This window comes from Lysinibacillus capsici, assembly GCF_003367505.1.
In the GTDB taxonomy this organism is placed as follows: Bacteria; Bacillota; Bacilli; order Bacillales_A; family Planococcaceae; genus Lysinibacillus; species Lysinibacillus capsici.
The window spans coordinates 29,321-41,915 of record NZ_PXXX01000016.1 but is presented as its reverse complement, the minus strand read 5'-3'; the positions used below and the strand labels follow the sequence as shown (position 1 = coordinate 41,915).

13 protein-coding genes are annotated in these 12,595 nt (G+C 35.6%); 6 read left to right on the top strand and 7 right to left on the bottom strand.

Translation table 11 applies throughout. The features are described from left to right. Nucleotides 1-73 precede the first annotated feature (73 nt). On the top strand, nt 74-1,171 hold the full coding sequence (locus C7B89_RS15150; RefSeq protein ID WP_115674055.1) for a CdaR family transcriptional regulator: 1,098 nt from the start codon (nt 74-76) through the stop codon (nt 1,169-1,171). Nucleotides 1,172-1,193: 22 nt separating this feature from the next. On the opposite strand, the gene C7B89_RS15145 is transcribed toward C7B89_RS15150, so the two are convergent. Next, nucleotides 1,194-2,699: a coproporphyrinogen III oxidase gene (locus tag C7B89_RS15145; RefSeq protein WP_115674054.1), complete on the bottom strand. Its 1,506-nt coding sequence runs from the start codon at nt 2,697-2,699 to the stop codon at nt 1,194-1,196. 165 nt (nt 2,700-2,864) lie between these two features. Here C7B89_RS15145 and C7B89_RS15140 point away from each other — a divergent pair, with 165 nt between their 5' ends. Next, nucleotides 2,865-3,263, top strand: a complete 399-nt coding sequence (locus C7B89_RS15140) for a hypothetical protein (protein ID WP_103118807.1) — start codon at nt 2,865-2,867, stop codon at nt 3,261-3,263. A 50-nt stretch (nt 3,264-3,313) separates the two neighbouring features. On the opposite strand, the gene C7B89_RS15135 is transcribed toward C7B89_RS15140, so the two are convergent. From C7B89_RS15135 to C7B89_RS15120, 4 genes are all read right to left on the bottom strand, one after another. After that, nucleotides 3,314-4,225, bottom strand: coding sequence for a copper amine oxidase N-terminal domain-containing protein (locus C7B89_RS15135; protein ID WP_083225318.1), 912 nt, complete (start codon nt 4,223-4,225; stop codon nt 3,314-3,316). A 119-nt stretch (nt 4,226-4,344) separates the two neighbouring features. After that, nucleotides 4,345-5,007 carry a ribonuclease H family protein gene (locus tag C7B89_RS15130; RefSeq protein WP_066038283.1) on the bottom strand — a complete coding sequence of 221 codons (663 nt, stop codon included), beginning with the start codon at nt 5,005-5,007 and terminating at the stop codon, nt 4,345-4,347. Nucleotides 5,008-5,148: 141 nt separating this feature from the next. Beyond that, nucleotides 5,149-5,496 (bottom strand): YlbF family regulator, encoded by a 348-nt coding sequence (locus C7B89_RS15125; RefSeq protein WP_004230811.1) that lies wholly within the window; start codon nt 5,494-5,496, stop codon nt 5,149-5,151. A 15-nt stretch (nt 5,497-5,511) separates the two neighbouring features. Then, the gene (locus tag C7B89_RS15120) at nt 5,512-6,654 is read right to left on the bottom strand and encodes a DUF445 domain-containing protein (RefSeq protein WP_048391791.1); all 1,143 of its coding nucleotides are present in this window, start codon (nt 6,652-6,654) and stop codon (nt 5,512-5,514) included. A gap of 208 nt (nt 6,655-6,862) precedes the next feature. On the opposite strand from C7B89_RS15120, the gene C7B89_RS15115 reads away from it, so the two are divergent. The 4 genes from C7B89_RS15115 (at nt 6,863) to C7B89_RS15100 (ending at nt 10,495) form a co-directional block, all read left to right on the top strand. Next, nucleotides 6,863-7,066 (top strand): YheE family protein, encoded by a 204-nt coding sequence (locus C7B89_RS15115; RefSeq protein ID WP_048391848.1) that lies wholly within the window; start codon nt 6,863-6,865, stop codon nt 7,064-7,066. Between the two features lie 171 nt (nt 7,067-7,237). After that, a complete protein-coding gene (locus tag C7B89_RS15110; protein ID WP_048391793.1) occupies nt 7,238-7,654 on the top strand; it encodes a hypothetical protein in 417 nt (138 codons plus the stop codon). Nucleotides 7,655-8,081: 427 nt separating this feature from the next. Continuing rightward, nucleotides 8,082-9,401, top strand: coding sequence for a hemolysin family protein (locus tag C7B89_RS15105; RefSeq protein ID WP_004230815.1), 1,320 nt, complete (start codon nt 8,082-8,084; stop codon nt 9,399-9,401). Between the two features lie 191 nt (nt 9,402-9,592). Further along, a complete protein-coding gene (locus C7B89_RS15100; RefSeq protein WP_115674053.1) occupies nt 9,593-10,495 on the top strand; it encodes a cation diffusion facilitator family transporter in 903 nt (300 codons plus the stop codon). Nucleotides 10,496-10,512: 17 nt separating this feature from the next. Here the strand turns inward: C7B89_RS15100 and C7B89_RS15095 are convergent, their stop codons facing one another. Both C7B89_RS15095 and C7B89_RS15090 read right to left on the bottom strand, forming a co-directional pair. Beyond that, nucleotides 10,513-11,250 carry an effector binding domain-containing protein gene (locus C7B89_RS15095; protein ID WP_054548658.1) on the bottom strand — a complete coding sequence of 246 codons (738 nt, stop codon included), beginning with the start codon at nt 11,248-11,250 and terminating at the stop codon, nt 10,513-10,515. 65 nt (nt 11,251-11,315) lie between these two features. Next, nucleotides 11,316-12,242 (bottom strand): helix-turn-helix transcriptional regulator, encoded by a 927-nt coding sequence (locus C7B89_RS15090; RefSeq protein ID WP_115674052.1) that lies wholly within the window; start codon nt 12,240-12,242, stop codon nt 11,316-11,318. Nucleotides 12,243-12,595 lie beyond the last annotated feature (353 nt).

Below are 12,595 nucleotides of genomic sequence, written 5' to 3'. Positions count from 1 at the left end.
TCAGAAAACATTATAATAGGTGTACAATTTATCTGTCATATAACAGGCTGTTTTTTATGCGAGGTGTATAAACATGTTGACAAAAAAGTTAGCAGAAGACATCGTCCATCAAACGATGTTGCGCTTGCGTCACAATATTAATGTTATCAGCCCAAGTGGAGTCATTTTAGCTTCTGGGGATAAAATGAGGGTGGAAAATATTCATGAAGGTGCACTATACGTAGCACAGTCAAAAGAGACTCTAATTATAAATGAGGAAAATATAGCACTTTATCCAAACACAAAACCAGGCATCAATATGCCAATTATGTATCAAGATGAGGTTGTAGGTGTTATAGGTATTACAGGAGATTCAGAGGATATGCTTGAAATTGCTAATCTCGTTCAACTCACAACAGAGATTATGGCCCATCAAGCGATTGTTGAATCTAAAAGCGAATGGCAACGAAAGAATAACGATTACATATTTGAAGCACTCGTTCATGGAAGTAAGCTAGACGGAACCTTAACTGAACGGATTCAGAAATTACCATTTGCTCTTTCGGGCCCTTTTCAGGTGATTTTAGTGAGCTTAAATGAAGCATCCTACGCAGAAAATACAATACCCTTCTTTTTTGAGGATCTATTTTACAAACAGCCTATTCTTGCTGGTCATAGCCAATTACAGGAATACTATATCCTACTAACAAGTTGTATGGAGCAAAATTGCCGTCCTATTATAAAAGCACTGCGTAAGCAGAAGCAGAAACTTCCCTCCCTTCAAATTGGGGTAGGGCCTGTGGTTCAGCATTTATCTCAGCTTCCCTATAGCTACCAAGGTGCCAGAACAGCTCTAAAATTTGCTGCAATCAATAATGAATTGACTTTTTTTGAAGATGTCGAGTTATATTCCCTTTTTAAACCTCTTGAATCGGAGGAGGTACAAGCATTTTACCGTCGTGTACTCAAAAATTTAGACGCTAAACAATTGGAAACATTACAATCGTTTTTTGATTGTAATTTACAGCTAAAGCATTGTGCTCAGCAATTGAATATTCATCGACATACACTTACTTATCGTTTAAATAAAATAAGGGAATTAACAGGCTATGATCCGCAATACTTTGAGGATGCTGTTCTGCTAAAAATGGCCTGTACATTACGAACACTACAAACAATGAAGGCAATCTGAACAGATCAGATTGCCTTTATCATTAAGCCTTATATAATTCATTTAAAAATTCTATTTTCTTCCCAATAGCCTCTTCAAAGGTCATAATATAGGCAGCAGGATCTTTAGGATTATGGAATTGTGTAATTCTCCCTGTTTCGGGATGAACAAATTTTGAGGATGCCCCACAGCCAATTCCTAAGATTGTCTGCACTTCTTCCATAATAACGATATTATAAATACTTTCTTCTCCCGCTTTACTATAGCCGACATTTTCTAAATTACCTAAAATATTTTTCTGACGATATAAATAGTATGGAACATAATCATTTTCTTTTGTCCAAATTTGTGCCATTGCCATCATTTCAGCTACCGTATCACGGTCGGCTACTTTGTATTTATCCTTATTACGCGTCATCTCTGAAGCACGTTTAAATGATAGCGTATGAACAGTTAAAGACTCTGGCTGCATTTTTGCCGATTCCTCTAATGAATGTTGGAATTCTTCAATCCCTTCATTCGGTAGCCCAATTATAAGATCCATATTGATATTGTTCATACCTGATTCTCTTGCAAGCCAAAACTTATCAATGGTTTCCTGGACTGTGTGATGACGACCAATTGCTTTTAATGTTTCATCAGTATAAGATTGTGGATTTACACTAATACGATCAATACCCCATTTTTTTAGTACTTCTAATTTTTCTGGTGTGATGGTATCAGGTCTTCCTGCTTCCACTGTCACCTCTCGAATTGTTTCAGGGTTAGGGAATGATTCATACATCGTTTGATATAAGGCATCCATTTCATCGGCCTCAATTGAAGTCGGGGTACCACCACCCCAATAAATGGAGGTGATTTTCATATCATTGTCCTTCAGCCATTTGCCCATTTCGCGCAATTCAATATGCAAGCCATCTAAAAAAGTCGTAACACGCCCTTGCTTACGATTACTACCAATCGCATAGGCTGGGAAAGTGCAATATGCACATTTGGTAGGGCAGAATGGAATACCAATATAAACACTGATTTCTTGTCCAATGGCATCAAGATCAGGAATGGTCACTAGTTGTCGGTCCACAATTTCCTTTAATAGTCCAACTTTTTCCTTTGATAAGCGGAAATCTCGAATTAATAGATCAGCAATTTCTTGCTCACTTTTACCTTCTTTTCTAAATTTATGATACAGCTTTGTTGGGCGTACACCCGTTAAAATCCCCCATTGCTGATGCACTCCAGTATGCTGTTCAAGAACATCTAAAAATACATGTGACAATGCACGTTTTATGCGAATATTTAGCTCACGATCTGTTGCTGGGGACTCATATTGAATACTGTACTCATTCGTGTATTGCTTACCATCTACAATCAAGTTTGCTTTTGTAGAAATGGAAAAATCTTTTCCAGTCTGATAGTCAAATGAAGCAGACATATCTGCTCCCATTGGTTCAACCTTCAGCTTGGAATCCTCAAAAAATAAATTCGCAATATGATTTAATACGCGAATCCAATCTTCAGGATATTTTTGATCTATATGAATAATTTTCATTTCGTTTCGCTCTCTTCTTTTATATATTGCAGATTTAAGTTTAACAAATTTCTATGACTATAAGCAAAATAACAATTAGAATCTATAAAATAACAGAATATTCTGTTTAAATATAGACAAACTATTTTTTTGTCATTATAATTTTCAGAAAAGGTGGTGTCGAGAATGTTTATTTTAAAAAATGACAATTATACATCTGTTTCGAGCTTTATTCATCAAGTAGAAGTAGCATTCCACCATTTTGATTTAGAGCGCTGTGACGAAAAAACATTATATGTCACGGTAAAACTTAAATACGGCACACATAAAGTACTTTGTGACTTTATTTATATTATTGATCAACAAGAAATCTATGGCGCTATTTCAATTAACAAGCATTATGAAAAGACAAGGGTATTTATTCAACAGCATTTTCAGCAATTTTTATTGTATTCAGATGAAATGGTATTAGCTAAAAACTTCATGAGTACAATATCCTTTAAACAATGTCTCCAACAATTCGCGAAAAAGTATCCAGCCTTTATTTCCTCAAAGAACCATTACGCTCTAGCAATGGCTGAGTAACCACAAATAAAAATAGTATGCCAAGCATTGTTGGCATACTATTTTCTTAATTATTTTAAATATTCATCCACAAATTCAACAGGTACATATGTCTTTGTATCTTTTAAGGTCGGTGCGACTGTTAGTGTACGTAATGCCTTATTATAGCCAAATGTTTTTTCACCGCGAGTAATTGTGTAAGACATATTCCCTTTTGAAAGGATTGCCCCCTTGCCTGTAGAATCCACTTTGAAGCCAAGCTTTTCAGCGATCACACGTAATGGCACCATTTTTGTACCAGCTACTTCATAAGAATCTGATGCGATAATATTATCAATTTCTTCATTTATTGGATTCTTAGTAGTTGAGGAATCATCGTCCAGTACAATTACTTTAGATGGTGTTGTTTGAGCTGGGATACTTTTAGTAGAGGCCGTATAGAAAACAATTAGATGCTTCTCTGCTAAATCTTTAGCGTCCACCTTTTCACCTTTTTCATTGAATAGCTCTGTTTCTTTCCCAATATTTAATTTTAAAATATCATACGTATTAGTTAAATCTTCAAAGAAATAATCCACTTCTACAAAACCAACTTCTTCTGTTTCAACGATGACAACCTCTGGATTGAATTGTGGTGGATAAATATATTTTTGCGGTTTGTTAGCAAAGGTATAAGCTAATACTTTATCACCCTTTTGTAGCTCCACTTTCTTCCCAGTATTGTCGAACACGAGAGTATCTTTAGTAATTTCTAATACATTTGTTTGCTCGCCTTCTTTTACTGTGTAATATGTAATATTTTCCCCAATACGAACATCTTCCACAGTACCACGAGTATCATTAAAAATGTGTACGGGATCAATTTGTATTTGTGGTACCTCCGCTTCTGTGGATTGCTGCTCATTTGCTGAAGCTACCGGTACAAGGGCACTTCCAAATAATAATGCAGACATAGCTGCAGGTGCTATTTTTTTCATGTTCATAAAATCTCTCCTTATTGTTTGGATTCATAGTAGTAGTAGTTTTAAAATGGAAAAAGTTTCAGTGCAAACCGAGGATTTTATGAGAAAGAGGTGGCAGTATCTACTGCCACCTCTTATTCCTATTCTTTAACAATCTCGCTCAAACCAGTAATATCGATGCCATTTAAAGCTTGAGTAGCAAGGCGATCTGCTTCCGAATTATCCTTACGTGAAACAAGCTGGTATTCGGCTTGAATGTGAAGTTGCTCCAGCTTAGCATCAATTTTATCTGCCCAGCTTGCTAGTTCTTTTTCCGATGCTGGCCATTCCCCATTCAGTTGATTGATGACCACTTGTGAATCTCCTATAATACGCACAGGCAAATGGTGGACATTTAAAAGTTCTAGTTCTACTAAGGCTAAATAAAGCGCTGCATACTCTGCCTCGTTATTTGATTTCAATTCAGACGAAAAGGCATTCCTTCTCAATCGTAAAGGTTTACCATTTTGTTCGTAATAAATGGCGCAGCCTAGTCCTGCTTGCCTTGTCCCACGATCAAAACCTCCATCAAAATAGAGCGTAATATTATGAGGCTCTGTATCAATTTCCTTTAAATATGCTTTTAGCTCTTTAAGTGACCAATTTGTATCTTGCCGATCAATACAATGTAGCGATTTTACCCTTCCCGTTCTTTCCATGTCCTCTGCAAGTAAAAGTGCTTGAGCTGCAGGCATTTCAGCTGAACGTAAAACTGTTGTTGCTCCTTTTGGTGTTTTATAGGTCCATTCAATGATGACATGCATATTCATAACCTCCCATACTCTTTAACTGGTACATAAAGCAAAAACGTGTACCGACCAATAGCGGATACACGTTTTCCTCTCACTTGTTATATGTGCAATTCCTAGAAAATTTATTCCTTTTTAAATTGCGATTATCACCTTTTATTGAATTCCTTCATATAAACCTTGGATAGGTTTTATTAAAATGCGATTTACTTCTTCGATTACTTTACTTACCTTCATTTCTGCCTCAAGCATCGTTGAAATTTTTTCATTTTGCTGTGCAAGCTGTGCCGCTTTTTGTGCATAGACAAGCTCATCCTCCAAAATATCCTCACCAGCTAATTGCTTTTTCTGTAATTCGATTTGAATTTTACGGAAGTTTTTAAAGACATTTAATGCCTCTTCATCATTTTTAACAACTTCAACAGCAGCTTTTAACGCTTCAAATTCTGGAATCTTACGGAAAGTTGCTTCTAGCGCATTAATGTCATTATAAATATTAATCATTCATACAATCCCCTTTTAAATAAAGTAAACAATCAAGCCTTGCACAATCCCAATCAATCCACCAAGCACTGCACCTAATACAGTAATCATTTTAAACTCACGTTTTGAAATACCTAATACAAGCTCCTCTAATTTCTCTACTGGGAATGAGTCAACCTGCTCTCGCACAACCTCTTGTAAGTTTAAACGTTTTAGTACATCCTCAAGTTTTTCCTCTGCCTTCACAAAAGCTTTTTCTATAGCTTGTGGAATCACGGTATACTTCGCCCAGTCATTTCCTTCTGGCCAATAATAAGAAATCGGTTGATTTAAACGTTCAGAGATTGCTAATTGTTCTTTCACGTACACTTGTAATTTCGATAAAATGGGGTCAAATTGAACATCTTGCAAAAAGTCCATAGCGGGTCGATCTTTAAGTTTTTCCCATTCCTGTGAAAATATTTTTGTTAGTAATGTTGTTGTTCCTGGTGCTTGTAAAAACTTCACAAGCTCACGTTGAACTTTCCCAACTAATGAAGAGGAATCACCTAAGAACATATTGATCATGCCGCCTAGAGACCCTTTTGATGATAAAAAGTCATCAATCATTGCCTTAATCGTCATTTCACCTTCTGGTGATAAAAAATAATCCTCGCCTTTTTCTAAAATGTGCTGAACTGCTACTGGAATTTTAGCATCAATTGTATTTTGGATATCATCTGATAGCAGCGTACGAATTGATTTTGTTGATAGTGTATTCTTTACCGACGAAAATTGTCCCTCAACAATTGCTTCAACCTTCTGTTCAATGGTAGTAGGTAGATGAGCAAACCCAGCTAAGTTTAGCCAATCCTGAATTGTTTTGTCGTTTGTAAAGATTGTTTCTTCAACTTTTGTTTGCACAAAGTGTTCTACTTTGTCTTGAATATCCTTAGAGAAAAACTTTTTTCTAAATGTTTCAGGCGTTAGTAAATAATTAACTACTGTAAGACCCAACTGTTTAGCTAATTCATCACGTCGTTTGGGTATAAGGCCTGGTGTAAACGGTACACGCCAATTTTTAATATATATCGCTTTATATGGACGAAAAAGCATTTTAATGGCTAAGTGATTTGTAACGCCCCCAATTGCAGCCCCAATGATAGCCATAAAAAGTAATGTCACTATAAAATTATCCATTAGTATCCTCTCATTTCAATTGTATTCAAGATTGGCGTATTTTGTCGCCTTCTGCACTCATTATAGCAGAGCAATGATTTTCAACGAAAGAAATACCCCTTTAGAATTTCAATCTCATCCTATTTACTTCTATGAAAAGTGAATAGTTGCAAAAATACCTTTATACTTGAATAATATGACTACATACTATAAGAAGCGAGGTTTGATGATGATTCAACATTTCAGTTTTAAACCACTATTTGAAAACACGCAACTACCTGGGTGGTCTATTTCGTTTTTTTATCAACGAGAACGATACCAAGCGGAATATTTAAAGGACGGTACGATTGAGTGGATAGGAGCCATTCCATCAGACGAGGAGGTTGTTAAAAAAATGATACATGAACTTATGCTGTTTCATGTATACGATTGAATTTGATAGTCAATTTTTCGTTGTGATCCCGTATAAAAATACCTATATTTACTATTAATAGCACGCCATTTAAGCTAATTATGTTGAATCCTGTTGAAATTTGTATATTTTTCTTATACATTTATGATATCAGCTTAATAGTAAATGTTTTTTATGCAGGGGGCCATTTCAATGAGTAAAGTCACACTTTCGGATGACTTAAATAGCTATAATTCAAAAGCGTTAATTCGTGTAAAAGTAAAAGAATTTTTTTCGGAATTTTCCGCCAAAATATTCGAATTAGTGGATGAAGCGGGTGCTGTTAATAGTAAGAAATTCGAGGAACTTTCTGGCTATAAAAGCGACTTTTACAATGAGTATTGCAGTCAACTAAAGGGCTTCTTTGATTCTTCTACTAGCTCTTTTGGCAAGAAATCGATTAAAACGTTCTATTTAACGTATAATAATAAGAACTATGTTTTAACACAGCAAGGCATAACGGAAAAAGCACCTGTATCTATCGCTCCGTTTACAGGTGAAATACCTTTAAAGGAAACGGTTCATGATGTTGAAAAAGCGTGTTTAAAATTACGCTTCCAGCAAGAATAAATAGGTCAAACATTTAGAAAGGGGGAGTCTCAAATGACGATTGAGACTCCCCCTTACTATAAAAAATAATTCATTTAAAAAAATCCGCAAGCTAAAGCACTCTTGAGATTTTTGACGTGTCGTATTATATGAGATGCAAAATGCTTCTTTCCCTAAACAAACTATCTTTGATCTTTCTAAAGTTAGCATATAGCCATGTTAATTACAATCTTTTGGTATTTGAATCTAGTTGCATTTTTTCAAAAGATCCATGAAAAACAAGTGAAAAAGTTGTTGTCAATATTTGTGTTTTTCTTTTAAATAATTTATGATTGAAACATCCAACAATTTTTTAAATCATAGGAGGTGTACACTTTGTTTACTTCCCTCATTCGGGCGGGAACAAAGGAATTATTTGGACGGAGACATATTGGAGATAACCATTAGGTTGGCGGCATTCGCCCTACTAATTATAATGACTGGATTTTTCGTTGCAACTGAATTTGCAATCGTAAAAGTGAGATCTACCCGCATTGATCAATTGCTCGCGGAAGGGCATAAAAAAGCGAAAAATGCAAAACGTGTTGTTTCAGATTTAGATGAGTACTTATCTGCATGCCAGTTAGGTATTACCATCACTGCACTTGGTTTAGGTTGGTTAGGTGAACCTACATTTGAAATCATTTTACACCCAGTGTTTGAATTTCTAAATTTGAATGGTAGTATTACATCTATCCTTTCATTCATACTTGCATTCTCAATCGTTACGTTTATGCATGTTGTTATTGGGGAATTGGCGCCAAAAACATTAGCCATCCAAAAAGCAGAATTTGTCACATTAAACTTTTCTGGCCCATTAATTATCTTCCACAATATTACCTATCCCATCATTAAGCTATTAAATGGCTCTGCCCGTGGTTTAACAGGTCTTTTCGGCTTAAAAATGATGTCAGAATCAGAAGTTGCTCATACAGAGGAAGAGCTGCGTATGATTTTGTCGGATAGTTTAAAAGGTGGAGAAATTAATAACTCAGAATATGAATATGTTAACAGTATTTTCGAGTTCTCTGATCGTCTTGCAAAAGAAATTATGGTTCCTCGAACTGAAATTGTCGGCATAGAAAAAGAGCTAACAATTAAAGAAGTGTTTGATTTAATGGGTGTTGAGCAATATACTCGTTATCCAATTCTGGATGGAGATAAAGATCATATTATTGGATTAGTTAACATGAAGCATTTATTAACCGCTTACATTAAAGATCCTAAAAATGGTGATAAGCCAGTCATTGATTATATGCAACCTATTATTCGAGTGATGGAAACAACGCAAATTAACGATCTATTACTAAAAATTCAACGTGAACGTATTCATATGGCCATTTTAATGGATGAATATGGCGGAACATCTGGTTTAGTGACGATTGAAGATATTATTGAGGAAATTGTCGGCGATATTCAAGATGAATTTGATGAAGACGAAATCCCGGAAGTACAAGAAATTGCAGAAAATCATTTTATTTTAGATGCTAAGATGCTTCTTGAAAATGTAAATGATATGCTTGGTACTGACATAGAAGATGATGATATTGATACTATCGGTGGTTGGTTCATGACGAAGCGTTTTGATGCAGTCGAAGGTGACAGTATTGAAGAGCAAGGTTTTGAATTTATCGCAAAAGAATTAGATGGTCACCATATTTTATACTTAGAAGTTCTGAAATTACCTAACAGTGATTTATCAAATGAATATGACGCAGTCATTGACTAAAATTGAATTGATTTGCCATACTTGTCGTGGTACTATTAGAAGCACGCTTGTATAATCTAGGCTATAAATATGGTCTTTTTTTCACACCTTATATAGGTGGGAGCAACGACTGTAATAAATAGATGAAACGACTCCCTTTTTAAAAGGGGGTCGTTTTCTAATGTCCGAAAGTTTTGCGAGGAGGAAACAAAATGGAGCTCTATACAAATTTACGTCAAGGGGAAAAAGGTGCATGGCTATCCATTGGTACATATCTAATCCTAAGCTCTGCTAAGCTTTCTATAGGCTACATTGGTACATCTGAGGCCCTAAAAGCAGATGGTTTAAATAACACAACTGATATCATTGCTTCCATCGCGGTACTGGTTGGTTTACGCATTGCCCAAAGACCACCTGATTCCAACCACCAATACGGACATTTACGAGCTGAGACTGTTGCCTCTTTAGTCGCATCGTTCATTATGCTTGTTGTCGGTCTCCAAGTATTAGTTAGTTCCCTAAAAAGCTTGTGGGAGCCCACTGGTACAACACCTTCACTGTTAACAGCCTATGTAGCAATAGGTAGTGCAGTTGTCATGTATGTGGTTTACCGCTATAATTTAGCACTATCTAAAAAAATAAAAAGTGCCGCTGTTAAAGCTGCTGCCTTTGACAATCGCTCTGATGCACTTGTCAGCATCGGTACAGCCATTGGTATTTTTGGAGCCATTTTCGGCTTTCCGATCATTGATTCACTTACAGCTCTCATTGTTGCCCTTTTAATTATTAAAACAGCAGTAGAAATTTTTTGGGAAGCTGTTCAAAGTCTTACAGATGCATTTGATATTGATGAAGTTGAAACGTTATCGGTCTTAATCCGTAACGTGGACGGGGTAATGGAGCTTTTAGACTTTAAAGGACGTGCCCATGGCAATATGTATTTCATCGACGTAACTGTCACAGTAGATCCTTATTTAAATGTCTTTGAAAGTCATCGCATAACCGAAGAAATCGAACATACCATTATGCGTGAAAATCGCTTTTGTCAGGTTCTTGTGCATATTGAGCCACATATCATTCCTCCGCAAAACGAAGAAAAGTCTCCTACCAATTGATTGGTAGGAGACTTTTCTTATTTAATAGCTATATAAATATCCACTTGTGATTCATGTGGATTAGCGCATCGTTCATCATACAGTTCAAAGTCGCCTGTATATGTTCGTTCAACTTTAGAATTTGCAAACCATGCCCAAATCTCTTGCCAAGTTTGAATGACAACTTCAGGCATCATGCCTTTATCAGATGTAAAAACTAGATACTTAGCTGCTGGAATCTTTTTTACTACTAAATTAGCTTGAATGTCATCATTATTTACTTCTACACCTAGTGTAAGAGTATAATTACCATTCACATCCGTCTCATAGTCTGAATACAAACCATAGACATGACCATTTTTTCGCTCGGCTATTTGGTCCGTAATATTTTGCTGATAAAAGTGATCCCATAATTGCGGAATTTTAGCTTGCTCTGTTATTTCATTGGCATTACTTGTTTGAGTTGAAATACCCACGATGTTAAATGAGTTTAATTCAACTACTTTTGGTTCTCGCCACTCACATTTTCTCCATCGCTTTAAATTTGGCAAAAAGGAAGTCAGCATATTACGTGCTTCATTTTCTGGCATACCACCTTCCATAAGATGCGGTACACAAATTTCAATCATTTCGTCTACTGTTAACTGGGGTTGTTTAAACTCGCCCCCCTCGTAACAATATGTACAATAATCCTGACTTTTTTCCCCTTCTTTTTCAGTACCCAATAATGCCTCTTCTACTAAAGGCATACCGCAGCTTTGACAATAGCTTTGCATCGTCATTCCACCTTTCGCTTTATTTGTACTTACTATAGCAAAGGAAACCTGACAACTGTCTGTCATCAATTATTTAGATTTTTATATAATTGAACAATTTCTAAAGCTCGTTTTTGAATAATATCTCTTATATAAAGTGGTTCCATAATTTTAATGCGATGCCCAAAGCTTAACAAGAAACCATAAAGCCATTCATCTTCGGGTATAGATATATGAATCATAGATTGTTCATGGTCTATATGTTCTGCACCAAAGGATTCCTCCACTAATGTTGTAATGTCTTTATCAAAAGAAATGACTAAATCGACTACGTTTTGTGGTCGATGCCATTCTTTACCCCAAGGGAGTTCACTTAAATTCACTTCCTTACGCTCAAAGGTAGAATCAGCTTGAAGCAAATGTTTCATTCTCGCAAGCTTAAATAAACGAAAGTCCTTTCTTAATGTACAATAGCCATACAAATACCATATCTTCCCTTTTTGAACAATTGTATGTGGTTCGACTATTCGGCTTGTTTGTTCACCATAAGCAGTAGAATAATGAAAGCTTATGCAACGATTATTCTCTATAGCTGTCTTGAGCGTCGTAATAAGCTCTTTAAAGAGAGCGTTTGGTCCCCATGGACTAAGATCAACAAATAGATGGTCCATCGATTGTTTTACATGATCATCAGCAATACTCGTTATTTTCTCGAGCACGGCTTCAGCGTGGGAATCTTCATAGGTAGTCAAAGCACTTTTAATCGCAATAGAAAGTGACGTGAGCTCATCCTTCGTCAACACTTGCCTATCAACACGATAACCATCGATTAAACTAATGCCACCATTTACACCTTGCTGACTAATAACAGGTACACCAGCACAGCTCAATGTTTCAATATCTCGATAAATGGTACGAATCGAAACATTAAATAACTCTGCTAATTCCTGTGCCTTAACCTTTTTACGGTTGATTAATATCATCGTCATGGTTAGAAGTCTTTCTAATTTCATGGTAAAATCTCCTTTCTTGCCATCCCATTATTCCTATATATACTTCTATTTTAATTAATAACCTATCTTTTTAAGTATTTTTTAAGTACTTTTTGAGTATTTTTTAAGACAAATGTACTATAATAACGCCTAATTATTGTTACAACAATTATACTATTTTAACAATAAAAGAAAAAACAAGGCTTATGCCCATATGCAACTTTCATTAACAATACTATGTTGTTTCATTTTTGTATAAGAATAGTTTGATTTTAACGCCTAAGCAATTATTTCAATTCTCTTAACACAAACTAAAAAACTTTTATCTTCTATATAATGAACGGCGAAATTTTCTTTGAATGGATTTGACGCGA

Coding starts and splice junctions, on each gene's coding strand:
- C7B89_RS15150 (WP_115674055.1), top strand. CDS start 74: ATGTTGACAAAAAAGTTAGCAGAAGACATCGTCCATCAAACGATGTTG.
- C7B89_RS15145 (WP_115674054.1), bottom strand. CDS start 2,699: ATGAAAATTATTCATATAGATCAAAAATATCCTGAAGATTGGATTCGC.
- C7B89_RS15140 (WP_103118807.1), top strand. CDS start 2,865: ATGTTTATTTTAAAAAATGACAATTATACATCTGTTTCGAGCTTTATT.
- C7B89_RS15135 (WP_083225318.1), bottom strand. CDS start 4,225: ATGAACATGAAAAAAATAGCACCTGCAGCTATGTCTGCATTATTATTT.
- C7B89_RS15130 (WP_066038283.1), bottom strand. CDS start 5,007: ATGCATGTCATCATTGAATGGACCTATAAAACACCAAAAGGAGCAACA.
- C7B89_RS15125 (WP_004230811.1), bottom strand. CDS start 5,496: ATGATTAATATTTATAATGACATTAATGCGCTAGAAGCAACTTTCCGT.
- C7B89_RS15120 (WP_048391791.1), bottom strand. CDS start 6,654: ATGGATAATTTTATAGTGACATTACTTTTTATGGCTATCATTGGGGCT.
- C7B89_RS15115 (WP_048391848.1), top strand. CDS start 6,863: ATGATTCAACATTTCAGTTTTAAACCACTATTTGAAAACACGCAACTA.
- C7B89_RS15110 (WP_048391793.1), top strand. CDS start 7,238: ATGAGTAAAGTCACACTTTCGGATGACTTAAATAGCTATAATTCAAAA.
- C7B89_RS15100 (WP_115674053.1), top strand. CDS start 9,593: ATGGAGCTCTATACAAATTTACGTCAAGGGGAAAAAGGTGCATGGCTA.
- C7B89_RS15095 (WP_054548658.1), bottom strand. CDS start 11,250: ATGCAAAGCTATTGTCAAAGCTGCGGTATGCCTTTAGTAGAAGAGGCA.
- C7B89_RS15090 (WP_115674052.1), bottom strand. CDS start 12,242: ATGAAATTAGAAAGACTTCTAACCATGACGATGATATTAATCAACCGT.